Annotated in this window: 18 protein-coding genes; 6 read left to right on the top strand and 12 right to left on the bottom strand. The window is 74.0% G+C overall.

Annotation, left to right across the window (positions count from 1 at the left end; genetic code table 11):
• Positions 1–11: 11 nt before the first annotated feature.
• From EMA09_RS27130 to EMA09_RS27120, 3 genes are all read right to left on the bottom strand, one after another.
• Positions 12–704, bottom strand: a complete 693-nt coding sequence (locus EMA09_RS27130; RefSeq protein WP_129843590.1) for a response regulator transcription factor — start codon at positions 702–704, stop codon at positions 12–14.
• A 95-nt stretch (positions 705–799) separates the two neighbouring features.
• Entirely contained in the window at positions 800–1,303 is a 504-nt protein-coding gene (locus tag EMA09_RS27125; RefSeq protein WP_129843589.1) for a hypothetical protein, read from the bottom strand.
• Between the two features lie 18 nt (positions 1,304–1,321).
• Positions 1,322–2,116, bottom strand: a complete 795-nt coding sequence (locus tag EMA09_RS27120; protein WP_129843588.1) for a DUF2249 domain-containing protein — start codon at positions 2,114–2,116, stop codon at positions 1,322–1,324.
• A gap of 515 nt (positions 2,117–2,631) precedes the next feature.
• Here EMA09_RS27120 and EMA09_RS27115 point away from each other — a divergent pair.
• Both EMA09_RS27115 and EMA09_RS27110 read left to right on the top strand, forming a co-directional pair.
• Positions 2,632–3,744, top strand: coding sequence for an LLM class flavin-dependent oxidoreductase (locus EMA09_RS27115; RefSeq protein ID WP_129843587.1), 1,113 nt, complete (start codon positions 2,632–2,634; stop codon positions 3,742–3,744).
• On the top strand, positions 3,741–4,403 hold the full coding sequence (locus EMA09_RS27110; RefSeq protein ID WP_129843586.1) for an FMN reductase: 663 nt from the start codon (positions 3,741–3,743) through the stop codon (positions 4,401–4,403). Before EMA09_RS27115 ends, EMA09_RS27110 begins: the two co-directional genes overlap by 4 nt.
• A gap of 6 nt (positions 4,404–4,409) precedes the next feature.
• Here the strand turns inward: EMA09_RS27110 and EMA09_RS27105 are convergent, their stop codons facing one another.
• A complete protein-coding gene (locus tag EMA09_RS27105) occupies positions 4,410–5,039 on the bottom strand; it encodes a YigZ family protein (protein WP_129843585.1) in 630 nt (209 codons plus the stop codon).
• A gap of 68 nt (positions 5,040–5,107) precedes the next feature.
• On the opposite strand from EMA09_RS27105, the gene EMA09_RS27100 reads away from it, so the two are divergent.
• The gene (locus EMA09_RS27100; protein WP_129844329.1) at positions 5,108–5,521 is read left to right on the top strand and encodes a CoA-binding protein; all 414 of its coding nucleotides are present in this window, start codon (positions 5,108–5,110) and stop codon (positions 5,519–5,521) included.
• A 78-nt stretch (positions 5,522–5,599) separates the two neighbouring features.
• Positions 5,600–6,247 (top strand): TetR/AcrR family transcriptional regulator, encoded by a 648-nt coding sequence (locus tag EMA09_RS27095; protein WP_129843584.1) that lies wholly within the window; start codon positions 5,600–5,602, stop codon positions 6,245–6,247.
• A gap of 25 nt (positions 6,248–6,272) precedes the next feature.
• Here the strand turns inward: EMA09_RS27095 and EMA09_RS27090 are convergent, their stop codons facing one another.
• The 7 genes from EMA09_RS27090 to EMA09_RS27060 form a co-directional block, all read right to left on the bottom strand.
• A complete protein-coding gene (locus EMA09_RS27090; RefSeq protein WP_168220819.1) occupies positions 6,273–7,181 on the bottom strand; it encodes an alpha/beta hydrolase in 909 nt (302 codons plus the stop codon).
• Positions 7,182–7,309: 128 nt separating this feature from the next.
• Positions 7,310–9,115, bottom strand: coding sequence for an ABC transporter ATP-binding protein (locus EMA09_RS27085; RefSeq protein ID WP_129844327.1), 1,806 nt, complete (start codon positions 9,113–9,115; stop codon positions 7,310–7,312).
• A 90-nt stretch (positions 9,116–9,205) separates the two neighbouring features.
• Positions 9,206–9,808, bottom strand: a complete 603-nt coding sequence (locus EMA09_RS27080; RefSeq protein ID WP_129843582.1) for a DUF1349 domain-containing protein — start codon at positions 9,806–9,808, stop codon at positions 9,206–9,208.
• A 273-nt stretch (positions 9,809–10,081) separates the two neighbouring features.
• Positions 10,082–10,678, bottom strand: a complete 597-nt coding sequence (locus EMA09_RS27075) for a DoxX family membrane protein (RefSeq protein ID WP_129843581.1) — start codon at positions 10,676–10,678, stop codon at positions 10,082–10,084.
• 30 nt (positions 10,679–10,708) lie between these two features.
• Positions 10,709–12,748 carry a glycoside hydrolase family 9 protein gene (locus EMA09_RS27070; RefSeq protein ID WP_129843580.1) on the bottom strand — a complete coding sequence of 680 codons (2,040 nt, stop codon included), beginning with the start codon at positions 12,746–12,748 and terminating at the stop codon, positions 10,709–10,711.
• A gap of 433 nt (positions 12,749–13,181) precedes the next feature.
• Positions 13,182–13,409, bottom strand: a complete 228-nt coding sequence (locus EMA09_RS27065) for a hypothetical protein (protein WP_129843579.1) — start codon at positions 13,407–13,409, stop codon at positions 13,182–13,184.
• Between the two features lie 1,420 nt (positions 13,410–14,829).
• Positions 14,830–15,426 carry a DUF6886 family protein gene (locus EMA09_RS27060; RefSeq protein WP_129843578.1) on the bottom strand — a complete coding sequence of 199 codons (597 nt, stop codon included), beginning with the start codon at positions 15,424–15,426 and terminating at the stop codon, positions 14,830–14,832.
• Positions 15,427–15,659: 233 nt separating this feature from the next.
• Here EMA09_RS27060 and EMA09_RS27055 point away from each other — a divergent pair, with 233 nt between their 5' ends.
• Both EMA09_RS27055 and EMA09_RS27050 read left to right on the top strand, forming a co-directional pair.
• Positions 15,660–17,468: an ABC transporter ATP-binding protein gene (locus EMA09_RS27055; protein WP_129843577.1), complete on the top strand. Its 1,809-nt coding sequence runs from the start codon at positions 15,660–15,662 to the stop codon at positions 17,466–17,468.
• Positions 17,465–19,246 carry an ABC transporter ATP-binding protein gene (locus EMA09_RS27050; RefSeq protein ID WP_129843576.1) on the top strand — a complete coding sequence of 594 codons (1,782 nt, stop codon included), beginning with the start codon at positions 17,465–17,467 and terminating at the stop codon, positions 19,244–19,246. Before EMA09_RS27055 ends, EMA09_RS27050 begins: the two co-directional genes overlap by 4 nt.
• Before the next feature lie 95 nt (positions 19,247–19,341).
• On the opposite strand, the gene EMA09_RS27045 is transcribed toward EMA09_RS27050, so the two are convergent.
• A complete protein-coding gene (locus EMA09_RS27045; RefSeq protein WP_129843575.1) occupies positions 19,342–20,130 on the bottom strand; it encodes a metal-dependent hydrolase in 789 nt (262 codons plus the stop codon).
• Positions 20,131–20,144: the final 14 nt, after the last annotated feature.

Genomic DNA, 20,144 nt, shown 5'->3' with positions numbered 1-20,144 from the left:
GCCGGGGGGCGTCAGCGCGCGTCGCCGCGCAGCCGGTCGCGGGCCTCGGTGGCGATGACGGCGGCCTGGATGCGCCGCTGCACACCGAGCTTGGCGAGCAGCCGGGAGATGTGGTTCTTCACCGTCTTCTCCGCCAGGTAGAGGCGCTGGCCGATCTGCCGGTTGGTCAGCCCCTCGCCGATGAGCAGCAGGATCTCCCGCTCCCGTTCGGTCAGGCCGGGCAGCGTGTCCGGCTCCGCCTCCTGCTCCGTGCCGCCCCGCAGCCGCGCCATCAGCCGGGTGGTGGCGCTGGGGTCGAGGAGCGACTGGCCGCGGGCCACGGTGCGTACGGCGGAGACGAGGTCGGACCCCTGGATCTGCTTCAGGACGTAGCCGGCCGCGCCCGCCATGATCGAGTCGAGCAGCGCCTCCTCGTCGTCGAACGAGGTCAGCATGAGGCAGGCCACCTCCGGCAGGCGTGACCGCAGTTCCCGGCAGACGCTCACACCGTCGCCGTCGGACAGGCGGACGTCGAGCACGGCGACGTCGGGGCGCAGGGCGGGGACGCGCACGAGTGCCTGCTCGGCGGTGGCGGCCTCGCCGACCACCTCGATGTCCGGCTCGTCGTTCAGGAGGTCGTGGACCCCGCGCCGCACCACCTCGTGGTCGTCGAGGAGGAAGACCCGGATCGGGGTGTCGGGGCCGGCCTGCTCGCGGTCCGCCATCGGTCGCTCCTTGCGGTGTGTGCTGTGTCCACCGCAATGATGTCGCGGGGCCGGGCCGGTCGGCCAGGGCCGACCGGCCCTGTTCCCCCGGACCGTCACCCCCGTCCTGTGCCGTCCGACACCAGCAGTTTCCCGGTCACGAGCAGGGCCGCTCCCGTGCCGGCCAGCAGGGAGCCGAGGCCCATGGCGAGCGTCGTCACGTGCCATGCCTGGTAGGCGGACATCAGCGAGGCACGCAGCGATTCCCCCATGAACGCGGTCTGGCGCAGCCTGGTCAGGCTCTCGTCGTCTCCTCCGCCGGCCTGGAGTTCGTCGGTGATCTCCGCGTAGGAGCGGCCGTCGGTGATGTGGATGAGGTGGTCCTTGATCAGTTCGGCGTAGGCGTGGGCCTCCGGTCCCGTCGCGACCCGCCGGCCGGCGTGCCCGGCGAGGCCGGGGGGCAGGTCGCGGACGGGGAACGTGATCCGCTGGGCGGCCAGCTCGCCGCGGATCTCCCGCCGGCCGCCGCGCCCCCGCCACAGCATGACGGGGCCGGCCACGGACAGGGCCGCTCCGACGAGGCCCACGAGGGTGCCGGCCGTGCGATGCGCACCGCGCATGGTGTGTCTTCCTTCCGGTCAGTGGCGGCTGAACCGCAGCCGCCAGTCCTGCGGGCCGCGCTCCAGGCGGGCGACGGTGAACCGGCCGGGGCTGCGCCGCTCGATATGCGCGAGCAGGGCCAGCGGGTCGTGCGGGGCGATCAGTTCCAGGGCGCCGCCGGGGCGCACCGTGTCGAGCGCGCCGATGACCGTGGCGTGCCGCTTGGCGCGCGGGACCGTGCGGACGTCCAGTTCGGGTACGGGCTCGTCCCGGGCGCCGCAGGTGCACGCTCCGCAGCACGCCTCGTCCTCCTCCGGGCTCCCGTCGTCCTCCGGCCGGGCGGAGCCGTAGCCGGGCAGTGCTCTGCGCAGCTCGGCGACGAGCCCGGCCAGGGAGACGTCGGGCGCGGCGGCGAGCAGCGGCAGGACGAGGTCGTTCTCCTTCTCGGTGTGCGCGTCGAGGAGCACCTGCAGCGCGCGGGCCTCCGCCGCGGCGCGGGCCGGGGTCGCGGCGTCGCGCAGGGAGCCGACGAGTCCGGTGAGGCGGTGGCGCTCGGCGACCAGGCCCTCGACGAGCAGCCGGGCGCCCGCCCGGCCGCGGGCGGCGGCGTGGAGCGTGACCTCCTCGGCGGCGGTGTGCGGCAGGAGTACGCGCTCGCAGAAGTCCACGAGGCCGGCGTGCATGTCCGGTACGGCGCCGGGGGCGCGGTCGGCCGCGGTGATCAGCAGCGCGACGCGTCCGGCGAGTTCGCCGGCCAGCCGGGTGCGGTAGGTCCTGGCGGCGTCCAGTGCCGCCGCCTCGCCCGGGTCCGTGGCGAGGGTGAGGGAGTTCATGGCGGTGTCTCCGGGGGTTCGGGCGGCGCGGGGGCGGTGACCGGCCGGGGGGACGCGCACCGGCCCGCCGTTCCCCGGTGCGAGAAGACGTGGGAGGCGGGCCGCATGTGCCGCGTCTCCCGGTCGGTCACCACCGACGAGTCTCGTGGCGGCGCCGCCGGCCGCGCGCGGGCCGGGCGGGCCGTTCACCGTGCCCGCAGGTCCCGGTGGCGGAGCGTGGGCCGGGGCCGCACGGCCGCCGGTGGATGCCCTCCCGGGGGTGCCCCCGGCCGGCCGCCGCCCGGACCGCGCGCACCCGGTGACCCTTCGGTGACGGAATGATGACGCGCCGGGTTGCGGCGCGCCCGCGCGGCCGCCACGGTGGATGGAGCGCCCGGTACGCGCGCGGTGGTGCGCCGCACCCCGGGGCGGCGGGTCCGGGCGGGGGCCGGGGAGGTAGGAATAGGCGGGAGGAGCACCCTGTTGTCCGGGTAGTTCATTCTTCAACAACTTCGGAGCGCGACACCATGACCGGCATGCAGTTCGGCATCTTCACCGTGGGCGACGTCACCCCCGACCCCACCACCGGCCGCACCCCGACCGAGCGCGAGCGCATCAAGGCCATGACGGCCATCGCCCTGAAGGCCGAGGAGGTCGGCCTCGACGTCTTCGCGACCGGCGAGCACCACAACCCGCCGTTCGTCCCCTCCTCCCCCACCACCATGCTCGGCTGGATCGCCGCGCGCACCGAACGGCTCCTGCTGTCCACCGCGACCACCCTCATCACCACGAGCGACCCGGTGAAGATCGCCGAGGACTTCGCGATGCTCCAGCACCTGGCGGACGGCCGCACGGACGTCATGCTCGGCCGCGGCAACACCGGCCCCGTCTACCCCTGGTTCGGTCAGGACATCCGCCAGGGCATCCCGCTCGCCATCGAGAACTACGCGCTGCTGCACAAGCTGTGGCGCGAGGACGTCGTCGACTGGGAGGGCCGCTTCCGCACCCCCCTCCAGGGCTTCACGTCCACGCCCCGCCCGATGGACGACGTGCCCCCGTTCGTCTGGCACGGCTCCATCCGCTCCCCCGAGATCGCCGAGCAGGCGGCGTACTACGGGGACGGCTTCTTCTCGAACCACATCTTCTGGCCCAAGGAGCACACGCAGCGGATGATCGCGCTCTACCGGCGCCGCTTCGCCCACTACGGCCACGGGACCGAGGAGCAGGCCATCGTCGGCCTCGGCGGCCAGGTCTTCATGCGCCGCAACTCGCAGGACGCGGTGCGGGAGTTCCGCCCCTACTTCGACAACGCCCCCGTCTACGGCCACGGCCCGTCGCTGGAGGAGTTCACCGCCCAGACGCCGCTCACCGTCGGCAGCCCGCAGCAGGTCGTCGAACGCACCCTGGGCTTCCGCGAGTACGTCGGCGACTACCAGCGGCAGCTCTTCCTCATGGACCACGCCGGCCTGCCGCTGAAGACGGTCCTGGAGCAGCTCGACATCCTCGGCGAGGAGGTGGTCCCGGTGCTGCGCAAGGAGTTCGCGATCGGCCGGCCCGACACGGTGCCGGACGCGCCCACGCACGCCGCCCGCGTCGCCGCGCGGACCGCGGGCGAGGACACGGCGCGTGAGGGGCGGGCCGCGGAATGAGACTCGCCGTCGTCACCGCAGGGCTGAGCGTCCCCTCGTCATCCCGGCTGCTCGCCGACCGGCTCGCCACGGCCACGGCCGAGCGCACCGGCGCGGAGGTGACCGTCGTGGAGCTGCGCGAGCTGGCGGGCAGCATCGCCCACAACCTGACCGCGCACTTCCCCGACCCGCGGCTGGCCGCCGTCATCGACGAGGTCACCGGCGCCGACGGCCTGATCGCCGTGACACCGGTGTTCTCGGCCTCCTACAGCGGCCTGTTCAAGTCGTTCTTCGACGTCCTGGAGCCCGACGCGCTCACCGGCAAGCCCGTACTGATGGGCGCCACCGGCGGCACCCCGCGCCACTCCCTCGTGCTGGAGCACGCCATGCGTCCCCTGTTCTCCTACCTGCGGGCCGTCACCGTCCCGACCGGCGTCTACGCCGCCTCGCAGGACTGGGGCACGGCGGGCGACGGCGGCGGGAGGGAACTGCACGCCCGCGTCGAGCGCGCGGCCGGTGAACTGGCGGCGCTGATGACCGGCCCGGCGGGCAGGGCCGTCGCGCCCGTCACCGAGCCGGAGGAGGAACGGGTGGCGGACGCCGAGGAGCCGCTCGTGCCGTTCGCGCAGCAGCTCGCGCAGCTCGGCATCGAACCGCCGCCCGGACACCGGGAGGGGTGACACGCGTCAGGCCGGCGCCGTCCACGTCTCGCCGCCCAGGTCGAGACGCGCGGCGCCGGCCGTCGCGCCGGCGAGCCAGGCGCGGAACGCCTCGGTCCGGTCGGCCGGCAGCGCCACGCCGATGGTGACCTCGGCGCCGTAGTCCACGCCGCGTACGGCGTACCCGCCCGCGCGCAGCTCGTTCTCCAGGCGGCCGGCCCGCTCGTGGCCGACCGTGACGGACGCGAGCCTGAGCCGGTGGCGGGTGACCGTGCCGGCCGCGTCCAGGGCCGCGCCGACGGCGCCGCCGTACGCCCGGATCAGGCCGCCCGCCCCGAGCTTGGTGCCGCCGAACCACCGGGTGACCACCGCGATCGTGAACCGCACCTCCCGGCGCAGCAGCATCTGCAGCATCGGCAGCCCCGCCGTGCCGCCCGGTTCGCCGTCGTCGCTGCTGCGCTGCACGGACGCGTCGGCGCCGAGGACGTACGCCCAGCAGGTGTGGGACGCGGTCGGGTGGGCGGCGCGTGCCCGGGCGACGAAGGCGCCGGCGGCCTCCTCGTCGCCGACCGGCGCGAGGGCGCACAGGAACCGCGAGCGGTTCACCTCCGTCTCGTGGAAGCTCTCACCCGCCACCGTCCTGTACCCGTCCGCCACCCGCCCAGCCTATGCGGGGCGGAGGCGGGCAGGGGAACACCGGGGCCACCGTGCTCGTTGTGCAGGGCGTGTATGGGGACAACGAAACCGTCCGCCGCATCCTCACCGAGGCGGGCGACACCTGGGCCGTCGTGGGCCTGTCGGACAATCCGGCGCGGGCCGCGCACGGCGTCGCCGCCGTGCTGCAGCGTTTCGGCAAACGGATCGTGCCGGTGCACCCGAAGGCGGAGACGGTGCACGGGGAGCGGGGGTACGCGTCCCTCGCCGACATCCCGTTCCCGGTCGACGTGGTCGACGTCTTCGTGAACAGCGCCCTGGCCGGCGCAGTCGCTGACGAGGCCGTCGCCGCGGGGGCGAAGGCCGTGTGGTTCCAGCTCGGCGTGGTCGACGAGACCGCCTACGCACGCACCCGGGCCGCCGGCCTCGACATGGTGATGGACCGCTGCCTGGCGATCGAGATCAGGAGCCTCGGGCTGGTCTGACCCCGTCGCGGCACACGGGCGTCCGCGGCGTCCGCCGTACGATGGGTCCCCGGCCGGACGGCGGAGGGAAGCGGGATCATGACGGGCGCTGCGCGGACCGACGGGCGGCTGGAGCGCGGACGGGCCACCCGCCGCCTCGTCCTCGGCCGCACCATGGCGATCGCGTCCGTCGAAGGACTCGACGGGCTGTCGATCGGCCGGGTCGCCGGTGAGCTCGGCATGAGCAAGAGCGGCGTCTTCGCGCTCTTCGGCTCCAAGGAGGAGCTGCAGCTCGCGACGATCAGGGCCGCGCGGGCCGTGTTCGTCCAGCACGTCGCGCTGCCGGCGCAGGAGACGCCGGCCGGGCTGGCGCGCGTGTGGCGGCTGTGCCGCGCCTACCTGGACTACTCGAAGGCGCGTGTCTTCCCCGGCGGCTGCTTCTTCGCGGCGGCCGCGGCCGAGTTCGGCGCCCGCGGCGGACCGGTGCGGGACGCCGTCGCCGACGCCCGCGCCGAGTGGGTGGGTCACGTGCGGGAGCTGCTGGAGGAGGCGTGCCGGCTGGACGAGTCCCTGCCCGGCACGGACGTCCCGCAGGTCGCCTTCGAGCTGATGGCCCTCCTGGAGCTGGCCAACGCCGACTCGGCGCTCCACGGGGACGACAGCGGGTACGGGCGCGCGGCGGCCGCGGTGCTGGCGCGGCTGCGGTCCGTGGCACGCGACCCGGCGGTGCTCGACGGCGCGGTCTGATGCCCGCCGGCCGCGGGCGGGCCGTTCAGGCGGTGAGGCCGTGCGCCGTGCCGCCGTCCCCGTGGCACGCGGCGTCGTCGGCGGCCGCGAAGGCGACGACGGCGGCTGTCACGTCCGGGTCGGTGAGGATGCGGCGGTGTCCGAGACCCCGGGTGGTGAGCAGGTCCGCGTGGTCGCCGTGGGCGGCGGCGAGACGCTCGGCGGCCGCGTAGGGCACCATGTCGTCGTCCCGGTCGTGGACGATCAGCACGGGCGGGGTGATCGCCGCGGGGTCGTGCACGGGTGAACAGTGGTTCCACACGTCGGGCTCGCCCGCGAACAGCCCCTCCTCCAGGCGGCGGCGCAGGACGGGCCTGACGCGCTCGCCGAGGCCGGCCAGCGCGCAGAAGCTGTCGAACACGTCGCCGAGGCGTGCCGGGGCGGCGATGGTGGCCAGCCGCCGGGTCGTCAGGACGTCCCGGACGGCGAGATACGCGCCGAGGCCGCCGACCGAGTGTCCGACGACGGCGGTGAACCGGCCGTGGCGCCGCTGGAGTTCCGCCGCCATCTCCCGGTACTCCAGGGCCGACGTACCCCGTCCCGCCGCCTCGCCGTGGCCGGGCGCGTCGAAGGCGACCGGGCTCAGACCGCGCTCGATCAGGGCGCCCGCGAGGACGTGGAAGCGGGAGGCGCGCGAGCGCCAGCCGTGCATGAGCAGCACGGGCCGCTCGCCGTCGCCCCAGTGGTAGGCGACGGCGGTCTTCCCGCGCACCGGCAGCGGTGTGCGGATGGCGCGGCGCATGAGCGGCTCCTCGTCCGGGCGCAGGGAGCTGCGCGCGGTCGGGTCGCTGAAGCGGGGGGCCGCGAGCCGCGCGGCCACGGCCGGTGAGAGGTGCCCGGTGAGGGCGAGGGCGGAGCGGGCGAGACGTTCGGCGAGACGGTCGGCACGAGGCATGGCACGGTCTCCTTCGTTCGGCGGGGGCGCACAGCGGGGCATGCTCCGGACGCAATATATCAGCACGATCGTTCGTACAGTTTCATGGGCGGTGCCCGGCCCCGGCCGGCGGGCCCGGGCGTGGGGTGTCAGGGGGTGACGCGGTCCTCGGCGTCGCGGCGGACGAGGGCGGCGTACCGGCCGCCGAGGGCGAGCAGTTCGTCGTGCGTGCCCCGCTCGGCGATCCGTCCGCCGTCGAGGACCACGATCTGGTCGGCGTCCCGCACCGTGGAGAGGCGGTGGGCGATCGTGAGCGTCGTGCGCCCGGCGGAGAGGGCGTCGATGGCGTGCTGGACGGCCAGTTCCGTACGGGTGTCCAGTGCGCTGGTCGCCTCGTCCAGGACCAGGACGGGCGGGTCCCGCAGGATCGTCCGCGCGAGGGCGAGGCGCTGCTTCTCACCGCCGGAGAACCGGTAGCCCCGCTCGCCGACGACCGTGTCGTACCCGTCGGGGAGGGAGGCGATGTGGTCGTGGATCTGCGCGGCGCGGGCGGCCGCCTCGATCTCGGCGTCGCTCGCGTCGGGGCGGGCGAAGCGGAGGTTCTCGGCGACGGTGGCGTGGAAGAGGTAGGTCTCCTGCGAGACGACACCCACCGCGCGGGCCACCGAGGCGAAATCGAGGTCGCGCACGTCGACGCCGTCGAGGGTGACCCGGCCCGCCGTCACGTCGTACAGCCGCGGCACCAGGTAGCCGAGGGTGCTCTTGCCCGCGCCCGTGGCACCGACGACGGCGAGCGACGAGCCCGCCGGGACGGTGAGCCGGATGTCCCGCAGCGTGGCCGGACCGGCCGGGGCGTAGGCGAACGACACGTCCTCGAACCGGATCTCCCCGCGCACCCGGCGCAGCCGCACCGGATCGGGGCGCTCGGTGATGTCCACCGGCAGGTCGAGGTACTCGAAGATCCGCTGGAACAGCGCCAGCGACGCCTGGATGTCCACCCCGGTCGACAGGAGCGAGACGGCGGGCCGCAGCAGCCCCTGCTGGAGCCCCACGAAGGCGACGAGCGTGCCGATCGACGGCGGGGTGCCGCCCAGTTCGAGGAGGGCACCGGCTGACCAGTACAGCAGTGCGGGGATGGCCGCCATGATCATGCCGATTGTGGCCATCCGCCAGCGGCCCGCCATGCTGGCGCGCACCTCCAGGCGCACGAGCCGCTCCGACTCGCCGGAGAACTCACTGGTCAGCGCGTCGGCGCGGCCCATCGTGCGGCCGAGCAGGATGCCGCTCACGGACAGCGACTCGGTCACCATCGCCGCCATGACCGCCATCTGCTTCTGGCGCTGCGTCGTGATGCGTTTGCGCTCCCGGCCGACGCGGCGGGCGATCCAGACGAAGAACGGCAGCAGCGCCAGGGACAGGAGGGTCAGCCGCCAGTCCAGCGCCAGCATCGCGACGACGGTCGCGACGACGGAGGTGAGGTTCGAGACGAGGGAGGTCGCGGTCGACGTCACCGTGGCCTGCATGCCACCGATGTCGTTCGCGATGCGCGACTGCACCTCGCCGGTCCGGGTGCGGGTGAAGAACGCCAGCGGCATCTGCTGGAGTTTCCCGTATACGGCGGTCCGCAGGTCGTGCATGACCTGCTGGCCGACGGTGGTCGAGACCAGGGTCTGGAGGACGCCGAAGACGCTGCTGGTGACGGCGGCGGCGATCATGCCGAGCGCGAGGAGCCCCAGCAGACCGGTGCGGCGCTCCGGCAGGGCGGTGTCGATGATCTCGCGGAGCAGGAACGGCGAGGCGACGGCGACCAGGGACGAGGCCGCGACCAGGGCGGCGACGGTGGCGAGACGGCCGCGGTAGGGACGGAAGAGGGCGAGGATGCGGCGGACCTCGTGCGGCCGGTCGGGCCGGGACGGCCGGGCCGGTCCGCCCTCGGCGGGGGCTGGCCGGGTCATGGTGTCGTGCGGCAATGGGCTCCTTCGTTCACGGAGACGGCGCTTCGGCGCCGACAGCCCTCCAGCCTACGACGCCGGGCACCCCGCCGGTCAGGAGCCGTCGCGCGGATCGGTGAGCGTGCGCGGGGCGTACGCGATGTCCTCGAAGCGCACGGACAGCCCCTCACCGGTGGGCGACTGGGCGAGGAAACCGACGTGTGCGGGCTCCGCGCCCAGGGAGAAGTAGCGCACCAGGTGCCAGAAGGCCCCGTCGGTGGAGGCGTGGAAGGCGTACGCGGTGCCGATCCGCGAGACGCGCAGCCAGGCGTCGCCGCTCTCGACGGGGAAGGCGTTGGCGTCGTCGGAGACGCCGCGCGTGACGACGGTGACGACCGTGGGCCGGCCCTGCGGGGACAGTTCGAGGCAGAGCTTCGCCCAGGAGTCCGGACCCGCGTGCAGGAGGAGGGCACCGGCGTCGTACGTGGTGGACAGGCCGGCGCGGACGCGTGCGGCGAGCGTGAAGTCGCCCTCCAGGGCGGTGAGGAGCGCGGGCGCGTTCGCGAACCGGTCGGGGCCGCCGGGGTCGGCGAACAGGTCGGTGCGCGGCCCGGCCGCCACGGTGATGGCGTCCTCGGCCGTCACCTGCACCTCGGCCGGGCGGCCGAAGCGGCTGAGCGGCGCGGGGAGGCCCGGCAGGGCCAGCGGTGCGTCCATGGGGCGGTGTCCCTTCCCGTTCGGCCCGGGCGGGGCCGGGGTGGCTGATGGATCGGACCTTAGCGGGCGGGCGATCGCGGCCGGAAGGGGGGACGCCGTGGTCGGCGCGGGCCGCGCCGAGGCCGGCCCGGTGGGAGAGGGCGTCGCTCCCGGGCCGGGCCGGCCGCCGTCACTCACGTGACGGTTGAGGGCGGGTGCGCGAGGAGGCCGTAGCCCGCTCCCCGCGCACCCGCTGTCCTGACGACCGGCGCGCATGGGCGTGCGCGCCGGTGCTCAGCGCAGCCAGGGGTAGCGCTGAACGACGGGCAGGCGCGCCCAGGCGCCGCCGAGACCCCATACACGGCCGGCGGAGCAGACGCCGACGACGACCATGACGGTGGCGTAGACGACGTGCTGGTCGATCAGGGGATTGGTCGACATGCTGGGTGTGCCGTCCGAGAGGTGCTGTGCCGGCGGGAACTCGCCGAGCCACAGGAAGAGCATCATCAGCGGTCCCGCGACGGCCGTGACGCGCAGGCCGATGCCGGCGACGAGGGCGAGGCCGACGCCGAGGAGACCGCCCATGTAGAGCAGGTCGATCAGGGTGTTGCCGGCCCAGCCGTGGTACGTCGACTCCATCGGGCCGACCGACACGTGCGAGAGGTACCCGCTCGCGGGCGACGCCCCCTCCAGCCAGGACCGCTCGGTCGGGGTCGAGTAGCTGAGGCCGAACAGCTTGTCGAGGAAGGCCCACACGAAGATCGCGCCGGTGACGATGCGCAGCGCCGCGAGCGTCTTCAGGCCCGCGGTGCTCAGCGTGTGCCCGGACGGGGCCGGTGCCGGAGCCGCCCTGGTGGTGCCGGCGACGGTGGGATGGTGCTGGACTGCCATGGTTTCCGCTCCTTCGGTCGTGGGGGGTTCTCACCGCTGGGCAGAGGGGGCGGGCTCAGTGCCCCAGACCAGTTCACCGCCGTCGTAGAGCGTGATGTACCCGGCGCGGGCGGGGGTCTGGCCGATGCCCTGGTAGGACCAGTCGTCGGCGGGGTCCCAGCCGGGGCCGCCGTCGATGCGGAACTGGACCTCGGCGCGGTGCTGCGACTGGCCACCGGGGTAGATGAGCTTCCCGGAGCAGTCGAGTTCGGCGTAGTACAGGTCGCCGCCGGCGTGGTGGATGCCCGCCACCGGGTCGGGGCACTCGCTGTAGTGCGAGACCACGGTCAGGTCGGCGGGGTCGGTGCCCTCGTCGAGGGTGAACCAGTAGCGGAACGTCGCGTCCGTCAGGGCACGGGCGGGGAACGCCGACTGGTTGCGCACGGTCGCCTTGATCTCGGTGAACGTGCTGCCCGTCGCGTTGAGCGAGCCCTCCACGTACATCTCGGCGTCGTCGGGCTCCTCGACCGGCGGGAAGTCGGCGAGCGCGGTGCCGCCGTACCGCGCGGCCATGACGGCCAGCGCTCCGGAGAAGCCCGCGTTGTAGTCGGTGGCGACCTCGTTGGACACGTAGTCCTGGCGGCTGTCGGTGTACTGGTCGTTCGCCGACGAGGGTCCGCCGACGAGCGCGCCGTACAGGACGTGGCGTGTCTCGACCGGGTTGGTGAGCTGGTCGGTCCACGAGCCGTGGGCGGTGCGGTGGTGCGGGTTCTGCGGGGGGTTCTCGCCGAAGCCCACCACGTAGCTGGAGCCGCGCGGGTTGTCACCGAGGGCGTAGTCGATCTGGTCCTCGCCGAATGCGCGGTAGCGGGCGGCCCGGGTGCTGTCCGTGGCGTCGAGCCAGTCGGAGTACACCAGCGCGACGAACGCCGTGTTGGCCGCGTAGCGGAGAGATCCCCAGGTGTCCAGGAACGCCTGGCCCCCGGGTGAGTACCGCACGCTCTGGCCGTTCACGCCCGTGGTCCAGAAGTCGAGCCAGCGGTTCGCGTCCTCGATGTAGCGCGCGTCGCCGGTCTCCATCGCGAGCAGGGCGTAGGCGCCATAGGCCTTGTTGTCCCAGGCGATGGTCCAGCGGTAGCTGCGGGTGGTGGACTGCGGCTCGTTCGCCAGCAGGTCGTACTCGGATTCGGCCTTGTCGAGGTAGGCGGGGTCGCCGGTGGCCTTGTAGAGCCAGTACGCGCCCCACACCAGTTCGTCCTGGTAGCCGGACCACGAGCGGTAGAAGTTGCCTGCCGGGACGCAGTCGGAGTAGACGCCGCGGTACGTGTCGGCGAACTCGTACAGCTCCTCAGCGTGCTGGACGAGGGTCGCGGCATAGGCGGGGTCGTCCTCGGCGAACAGCAGGGAGGACGATGCCATGGCGGCGGCCGTCTCGCCCGCAACGTCGGAGCCGGGGCAGGAGGTGTCGACGCGGTAGGCGGGCCGCTCCATCTGCATCACCTCGGCGGGACCCCACCAGCGGTGGTCCTCGTCGCCGTCGCCGACCTGGGCGTACAGGACGTTCGGCTCGGGGTGGGCACGGATGAAGTAGTCGTTGACCCAGCGGAGATTGTCCTTCAGCTCGTCGAGCTGGTCCGACTGCTCGTACCCGTCGCCGGCGGCGAGACCGCCCCAGGCGAGGAGGGTCGCGGAGGCGGCCATCGGGAGGCCGAACTTGACGTGGTCACCCGCGTCGTACCAGCCGCCGGTGAGGTCGAGACCGACGTCGGCGCCGTCGTCGAGGGCGGAGTCGCCGCGCCAGCTCACGGGGTTGTCGTCGGGGAGATCGCCGGACCGCTGGGCCTGGTAGAAGAACATCGACTTCTGCAGTGCCTCGGCGTAGTTGAACGCCGGCTCGGCCGCCGCCTCCTGCTGGACCGCCCCGCTCGCCGCCCTGGCGGTGGCGCCGCCGGTGGCGAGCGGCACCAGGAGGGCGGCGGCGAGCGAGGCGGCGGCGCATCCCGCCAGGGCGGTGCGGGTGCGGCGGCGGCCGGACCCGGCGGCGGGGACGCCGGGTCCTGGCGTGGTCTGGGGTCTTCTCCGGGGTGACATGTGCGGCCCTTCTCCATGCGGCGGGGGGTGCGGAACCGCCGCCGGGTGGTGGCCGCCGCACACCCGGGCGGGCATGCGGCGGCCAGGGGTTGGGAGCGCTCCCACCCGGCGGCGGCCGTCAGCGGGGTCCGGCGGATCGGCCGGCCGGACCTGGTGCGGTGGCACACGTTCTGGAAGAGGAGGAGGACGCGGGCGGACGAGAGGGCCGCCCCGCGCCCGGGAGGGCGTGCGCGCCCGTCCCGGATGACATCGCGACCCGTCGACGCGTCACCCGGGACGGGCCGCCGTCCATCGCTGCTCGTCCCCGGCAACGGCGGACGGACGGTACCCGCTGCCCGCCGGACACCCCTCCCGCGAGGGGTCCGGAGCGGCTTGCACCACGGCGGGCGCGGGATCCCGGCTCAGACGACGGAGCCGGAGGCCGGGCGCCGGGTCACCGGTCCGCCCCCCGGCTGCGCCGGCTGAACGCGCTGCGCCGGTTGGCTTCCCGGATCGACTGCGGGAGCAGCGGCCGGCGGTCCTTGCCGCTCGGCTCGTCGGGCTCCGCGGACGGGGCGGCGGACGACGGGTCGGGGAGGGCGGCGACGGTCTCGCCGCCGGCTGACGGGCCGGCGCGCCAGGCGGGCTGACGCGTGGCCGGTATGCCGTTGGGGGGTGGCATGATGCGGCCCTTCTCGATGCTGCGGGCTGTACGGCACGAGAGAACCGCCGGGTGCGAGCCACACCCGCGCGACCGATGGGAGCGCTCCCACCCGGCGGTAGTGAACCTCATAGTGGGGACAGCCTCCGTCGCCGTCAACACCTTGCGCGTTCCCTTTTTCAATTGACCCGGCCGGAAGGGGACTCCCCCGTCCGTGGCGGGTTGCATCCCGTGAACGGGCGGACGGCCGCAGCGGGTCGAACACGCCGGCCGGGACCCTCACGGCTTCGACCGTTGAAGCATCGCCGCCGGAGTCGGCCCGGACTCCGGAACCTCGCTCCCGCACCGGGACCCGGCCGGCGGATCGTGTCGCGGACCCACGGCACGGACAGGCGCACCGCGGATCGGCTCGCGATCCCACCCCGCGGCTGCGCGCACGCTCCGGCAACGCAGCGAAGCGCCGCGGCCGGAATCGCCGGACAGGCAGGGCTCACCGTCGGCTCCCGGACACCCGGAACCGCCGGCACTTCGACGCGTCCGCACTCCGGCCGATCGGCCCCGCGCCCACCCCAGCGCACGGCTCACCCGGGCGACGCCCGGAGCGCATCACTTGTGGCTCGCCGCCTCATGCGCCACCGGCAACCCGCCAGTTCCTGCCGCGGAGCGACGGCAGGACGGGCGGCAGATCGCAGCGCGACCCGATGCAGGGAAACGGGCAGTGCACGGCTCGCCCCTCGACGCCCGAAGTCGAGCCAACCGCCCGAGAAACCGTGCTCAGGTCACCAGCCCCCGCACAGGCGCATGCCGGAGCGCCCCGCGCATGACTCCTACCCGGATGGACAGTGCCCTTCCTGCCCCAGCAGGTGAACCGGCGACGTGCCCACCGACCGAACATCCGGAGTCCGTCCGGCGGATCCTGGCGCGGCTCGCGACGTCGGACGCGGTGCAGCGCATGGCGTCGGATCGCAGCCCATGCCCGTCGCACTCGCACGGCACGGCAACGCGGCGGGGCGCGACAGCCGGCGCCGCGGGACAGACGGGACCGACCGGGCCGGCCCGCGGCCGTTCGCGGCCGCCCGCGCCGCTACCCTGTCGTGGGCCGCCGCACCGCGTTCCGAGCACCCTCACTGCCGAGCACGCTCTCTCTCCGGCACCATCGCCTGCCCGCCCGGCGCATCCGAAACGGGCGCACACGGCCAACAGGACGCCCTTGATTCGCCCCCTGCGCCCCCGAGCTTCCGGACGTTCCACGCGCTCGCCGGCTCCGATCGGCGCCGATGTTCTCACCGGCACCCCGGAGCCGGCCCCGTCCGCCCCGGGGCCGTCCGATCACCGTCTCCCACAAGCGGATGGACTGATTCCCCCCCACATGCCGACCCCGCGCTCCGGGCACAGTGCCGGTTCCGTCCATGGCCGGACGCATCGCGCCGCAGGAGCAGGCTCACCGAGGGCCGCCTCCGGCGACGCCATGGCCGGAATCCGCCCCTCGCCCTGTCACGCCCGACCTTGCTCCCGGCGCCGCGTTGCGCAGCCGAATGCCGCTGAAGCCGAGCGTGGAGGTGACGACCGCGTCCCAGAACTCCCACAGGTTGTCGAGGACACGCAGTTGGATCCCCGCCTCCTCGTGGAGCGCCAGGAGGTCACCGACCCGCTCCGGCGGTCCGAGCGGCTCGACGGTCTCCGTCGCCACCCATGCGTGCACCGGCTCGCCGAACGGCCGGAACCGGTCCGCCGGCAACCGGTACGCGTACAGCCGCACGTCCGCCATGCGCCGCAGCCACCGGTACTCGACGGCGTGCACACGCCGGCCCCCGCCTGGCCCGAGGACGCGGAGCCGGTCCTCCTCCGTCGTGCCGGGGACCGTCCACGCCAGGGCGCGGGGGCACTGGCGCGGGAACCAGTAGTCCGGCGCCCGCTCCCCGTCCACCGCCCAGACGTACGGTTCGGACTGCCGGGCGGTCGCCGCGACATGCGGGCGGAAGACGGGAATGGCGGGGTCCTCCGAGAAGTGGAGGACCTCCTGCGGGCCAGGACGCATCCGGCCCTTCTAGCACAGCGGCTCCCCCGTGCACCCGTCCGGCACCCGCCGTTTCCGGCCACCCCCGAGCGACTCGGCACACCATATGATCTTCACGTCACAGCGACACAAAACTCGCGAGCGCGGGCGTCCGGATTCCGGTACCGCAAGGGAAAAACCCGTTGATTTTCGGCTCCCGGCCCCACGAACCTTGCGAGGTTGTCCAGCACCACCTACTCCCCTTCTGGGACACCATGCACCTTCGTGATCTCCCGTACGCCGACCCCGGAGACCCTGACGTACGGTCCGGCTTCCGCTTTCTCGTCTGGCTCTTCCGGTGCCAGCTCGGCGGCCAGGCCAAGGCCCTGCTGTGGGGCACCCTCCATCTGGGCTCGATCGCCGCACTGCCGGTGACCATGGGCCTCGCCATCGACGCCGTGGTGGACAGCTCGGGCGGTCGGCTGGCCACCACCGGGCTCCTCATGCTCGGCATCACCGTCGTCATGACCATCGCCGACACCATGCTGCACCGGTCGGCGGTCACGAACTGGATCACCGCCGCCGCCCGTGTGCAGCAGCTGCTGGCCCGCCGCGCCGCCGAACTGGGCGGGCTCCTGACCCGCCGGGTCGCCGCCGGCGAGGTCGTCAAGGTGTCCACCGGGGACGTGGAGAAGATCGGCTGGTTCGTCGAGTCGTTCTCCCGGTTCGCGGCCGCCGTGGTCGTCACCGCCGGCGTCTGCACGGGGCTCGTCCTCTTCGAGCCGGGGATCGGCCTCCTCGTGACCGCCGGGGTGGCCCTCGTCGTGCTCAGCGTGTGGCCCCTGCTGCCCGCGGCGGCCCGGCGCGCCGACGCCGAGCGCGCCAAGTCCGGGCGCGCCACGGAACTGGCCTCCGACACGGTCGCGGGGCTCCGCGTCCTGCGCGGCATCGGCGGCGAGGAGCTGTTCCTCGAGCGGTACCGGCACGCCTCCCAGGAAGTGCGCGGCGCCTCGGTGCGCAATGCCCGTATGTGGTCGCTGATCGACGCTCTCCAGGTCGTGATGCCGGGACTGCTGCTCATCGCGGTCGTCTGGCAGGGCGCGAGGCTCGCGCAGGACGGCCGGCTCGGGGCCGGGGAGCTGGTCACGGTGTACGCGGCCGTGAGTTTCCTGATGTTCCCGCTGCGGCTCTTCCAGGAGGCCGCGATGGCCTTCACGTTCTCCCGGCCGTCCGCACGGCGTGCCGTGCGGGTGCTCGCGCTGCGGCGTGAGCGTGCCGCCGGCTCGCCGACGGCCGCACAGGCCGGACCGCCGGCCGGTGACCTGTGGGACCCGGCCACGGGGCTGCGGGCCGCCCGGGGCCGGCTGACCGCCGTGGTCTGCGGCGACCCGGACTTCGCCGAGCGGCTCGCCGCACGGCTCGGCGGACACGCTCCCGACGGCCCGGGCGAACCCTCCGTCCGGCTCGGTGATGTGCCGCTGGACGACCTCCCGCTCGCCACCGCGCGCACCGCGGTCGTCGTGCAGGACAAGGACCCGGTCCTGCTGTCCGGGACCCTGCACGAGCTGCTGGATGTCCCCTCTTCCGGCCGGATCACCATGGACGACGCGCTGCGGACCGCCCAGTGCCAGGACGTGCTGGCCACCCTGGCGCAGGCCGCTCCGGAGGGCAGCCGGGACCCGATGCGCGCGCGGATCACCGAACGCGGCCGCTCCCTCTCGGGCGGACAGCGCCAGCGCCTGGCCCTGGCCAGATCGCTGGTGACCGACGCCGAGGTGCTGGTGCTGGACGAACCGACCTCGGCGGTGGACGCCCACACCGAGTCACGGATCGCCGAAGGACTCGGCGGCCTGCGGACCGGGCGCACCACCGTGGTGTTCACGTCGAGCCCGCTGCTGCTCGACCACGCGGACGATGTCGTCTTCCTGCTCGACGGCAAGGTCACCGCGAGCGGCCCGCACCGCGACCTGCTGCGGACCGAACCGGCGTACCGCGCCACCGTCACCCGGGAGCCCGACCCAGGGGCCGACGACGGCACCGACCCGCTCGACCGTCCCACCGCATTCGCCGAGGAGTCCGCATGATCGGCGTCGAGCCGCCCGCCCACGACCCGTCGTCGACAGAGCACACGACCACCCTTCCCGTGGCCGGCCGGGACACCGTCCGGGCCTATGTCCGTGAGCTGCTGCGCCGCCACCGCCGGGCGTTCATCGCCCTGATGGCGGTCAACTCGATCGCCGTCATCGCGTCGATGATCGGGCCTTACCTGCTGGGGCGGGTGGTGCAGGACCTCGCCGACGGCGCGCGGGAACTGCACCTCGGCCGGACGATCGCGCTCTTCGCCGTGGCACTCGCCATCCAGGCGTTCTTCGTGCGGCTGGTGCGGCTGCGGGGCGCGGTCCTCGGCGAGCGCATGCTCGCCGACCTGCGGGAGGACTTCCTCGTCCGCGCCGTGGGGCTGCCGCCCGGCGTCCTGGAGCGCGCGGGAACCGGCGACCTCCTCGCCCGGATCAACACGGACGTCGACCGGCTGTCGAAAGCGATGCGCGAGGCCGTGCCGCAGATGTCCATCGCCGTGGTCTGGGCGGGGCTGCTGCTCGCCGGCATCCTGCTCACCGCGCCCGCGCTCGGCGCCGGCATCGTGGTGGCCGTACCGCTGCTCGTCGTCGTGTGCGTGTGGTACTTCCGGCGCGCGCCCGCCGGCTACCGGGCGGAGGCCGCGGGCTACGCCGCGGTGGCCGCCGCCCTCGCCGAGACAGTCGACGCCGGCCGGACCGTGGAGACCCACCGGCTGGAGTCCGAGCGGGTCGCCCTGTCGGACCGCCGTGTGGCCCAGTGGGCCGGGTGGGAGCGCTACACCATGTGGCTGCGCACCATCCTCATTCCGACGATCAACGTCTACCACGCCATGATCCTGGCGGGTGTGCTGCTGCTCGGCGGGACGTTCGTCCTCCAGGACTGGATGACGGTCGGCCAGCTCACGACCGGTGCGACCCTCGCCCAGATGCTCGTGGAACCGGTCGGCATGATCCTGCGCTGGCTGGACGAACTCCAGGTCGCGCAGGTTTCGCTGGCCAGGCTGGTGGGAGTGCGCGAGGTGGAGAGCGAGGCGGGCGACGCGTCGGAGACTCCCGACGGCCGGGACATCGCGGTCGAGCGGGTCCGCTTCGGCTACCTCGCCGACCGTGACGTGCTGCACGACGTGTCGCTGCGCATACGGCCCGGGACCCGGCTGGCGCTGGTGGGGCCTTCCGGTGCCGGGAAGTCCACCCTCGGCCGGCTGCTGGCCGGCATCTACGCCCCGCGGCGCGGTGCGGTGACGCTCGGCGGAGCGCGGCTGTCCCGTATGCCGGCGGAACGGGTCAGGGAGCAGGTGGCGCTCGTCAACCAGGAGCATCACGTGTTCGTCGGTCCGCTGCGGGACAACCTGCAGCTCGCCAGGACGGCGGCGACGGACGCGGAGCTGTGGGCGGCCCTCGAGGCGGTGGACGCCGCCGGGTGGGTGCGCTCCCTCCCGGGCGGCCTCGACTGCGAGGTGGGGTCCGGCGCGGTGACCGTGACACCGGCGCAGGCCCAGCAGATCGCGCTGGCGCGGCTGGTCCTGAGCGACCCGCACACGCTCGTCCTGGACGAGGCGACGTCGCTGCTCGATCCGCGTGCCGCCCGGCAGCTGGAGCGGTCGCTCGGCCGGGTGCTGGAGGGCCGCACGGTGATTGCTATCGCCCACCGGCTGCACACGGCGCACGACGCCGACCTGATCGCCGTGGTCGAGGGCGGCCGGATCAGCGAACTGGGCAATCACGACGAGCTGGTGGCCGCGGACGGCGCCTACGCGGCGCTGTGGCGCTCCTGGCACGGCTGACCGGTCCGCCGTGCCGACGCGCGGCACGGCACGGGGCGCGCTCGCCGGCTCGGGCCGGCGGGCCGTCCCGTACCCGGGCACGGTGCGTGGTCCGGTCAGAAGGTGAGGAGGGTCGCTCCGATGCCGCCGGCCGCTCCGATCACCATGAACGCCGGCATGAGGACCTTGTTCTCGACCCAGGCGCCGGCCCTGAAGCGCATGAACTGGGGCGTGCCCACCGGGTACCAGCGCTTGCCGGCTATCGGCAGGGGCCACAGGACGGGGCAGCCGGAGATCGTGAGGGCGTCCCCCAGCGTGTGCACGATGGCGCCGAGGGCGATCGGGAGGCCGAGCCACAGGTAGGGCTCCTGATGGAACAGCCAGGTCGATCCGTTGCCCGGCTCGTCGAGGACGTCGGCGATCAGCCAGGCGCTGGTGGCCCCCAGGAGCCAGACCAGGACGTCGCTGGAGACCCGGGCCGCACGCCAGAAGAGCCCCTCGACGGCGAGCACCATGTGCACGAAGAGCGTGAAGAGGACGGCCCAGCGGCCCCAGAGGCCGGCCGCGGCCGAGAAGGCCGCGCCGCACAGGAGCGCCCAGATCCAGGTGTGGGTCAGTGTGCGGTGGCCACTGCTGCGTTTCCGTTCGCCCTTGGCGCGCGTCGTGTTGTAGACGAATTCCGCGATCTTGTCGACGATGCCGGCCAGGGCTTTCGACAGGGGTCCGAAGGCGCGGGATATCGTCGCCGACTTGTGGTCCAGGTCGGGGGCGAGGGCCGCGCCCGCGCAGATCAGGGCGCCCGACAGCAGGACCGGCCAGGGCATCGGGTGGTCCGCCCAGGCGGCGCCGGCTCCGGCGAGAAGCCAGGCCATCGCCCCTGACAGTGAGTGTGCCGGTCCCATCATGGTCTGGCCCCGCC

The sequence above is a fragment of the Streptomyces sp. RFCAC02 genome (assembly GCF_004193175.1).
Lineage (GTDB): Bacteria > Actinomycetota > Actinomycetes > Streptomycetales > Streptomycetaceae > Streptomyces.
The sequence above is the reverse complement of the archived record's forward strand: the minus strand, read 5'-3'. Positions and strand labels throughout refer to the sequence as shown.

Excerpts from the sequence above, each read along its gene's own strand:
- EMA09_RS27115 (WP_129843587.1), top strand. The coding sequence starts at position 2,632 with ATGCAGTTCGGCATCTTCACCGTGGGCGACGTCACCCCCGACCCCACC.
- EMA09_RS27065 (WP_129843579.1), bottom strand. The coding sequence starts at position 13,409 with ATGCCACCCCCCAACGGCATACCGGCCACGCGTCAGCCCGCCTGGCGC.
- EMA09_RS27120 (WP_129843588.1), bottom strand. The coding sequence starts at position 2,116 with ATGAACTCCCTCACCCTCGCCACGGACCCGGGCGAGGCGGCGGCACTG.
- EMA09_RS27050 (WP_129843576.1), top strand. The coding sequence starts at position 17,465 with ATGATCGGCGTCGAGCCGCCCGCCCACGACCCGTCGTCGACAGAGCAC.
- EMA09_RS27125 (WP_129843589.1), bottom strand. The coding sequence starts at position 1,303 with ATGCGCGGTGCGCATCGCACGGCCGGCACCCTCGTGGGCCTCGTCGGA.
- EMA09_RS27095 (WP_129843584.1), top strand. The coding sequence starts at position 5,600 with ATGACGGGCGCTGCGCGGACCGACGGGCGGCTGGAGCGCGGACGGGCC.
- EMA09_RS27045 (WP_129843575.1), bottom strand. The coding sequence starts at position 20,130 with ATGATGGGACCGGCACACTCACTGTCAGGGGCGATGGCCTGGCTTCTC.
- EMA09_RS27085 (WP_129844327.1), bottom strand. The coding sequence starts at position 9,115 with ATGACCCGGCCAGCCCCCGCCGAGGGCGGACCGGCCCGGCCGTCCCGG.
- EMA09_RS27070 (WP_129843580.1), bottom strand. The coding sequence starts at position 12,748 with ATGTCACCCCGGAGAAGACCCCAGACCACGCCAGGACCCGGCGTCCCC.
- EMA09_RS27130 (WP_129843590.1), bottom strand. The coding sequence starts at position 704 with ATGGCGGACCGCGAGCAGGCCGGCCCCGACACCCCGATCCGGGTCTTC.
- EMA09_RS27060 (WP_129843578.1), bottom strand. The coding sequence starts at position 15,426 with ATGCGTCCTGGCCCGCAGGAGGTCCTCCACTTCTCGGAGGACCCCGCC.
- EMA09_RS27075 (WP_129843581.1), bottom strand. The coding sequence starts at position 10,678 with ATGGCAGTCCAGCACCATCCCACCGTCGCCGGCACCACCAGGGCGGCT.
- EMA09_RS27080 (WP_129843582.1), bottom strand. The coding sequence starts at position 9,808 with ATGGACGCACCGCTGGCCCTGCCGGGCCTCCCCGCGCCGCTCAGCCGC.
- EMA09_RS27110 (WP_129843586.1), top strand. The coding sequence starts at position 3,741 with ATGAGACTCGCCGTCGTCACCGCAGGGCTGAGCGTCCCCTCGTCATCC.
- EMA09_RS27090 (WP_168220819.1), bottom strand. The coding sequence starts at position 7,181 with ATGCCTCGTGCCGACCGTCTCGCCGAACGTCTCGCCCGCTCCGCCCTC.
- EMA09_RS27055 (WP_129843577.1), top strand. The coding sequence starts at position 15,660 with ATGCACCTTCGTGATCTCCCGTACGCCGACCCCGGAGACCCTGACGTA.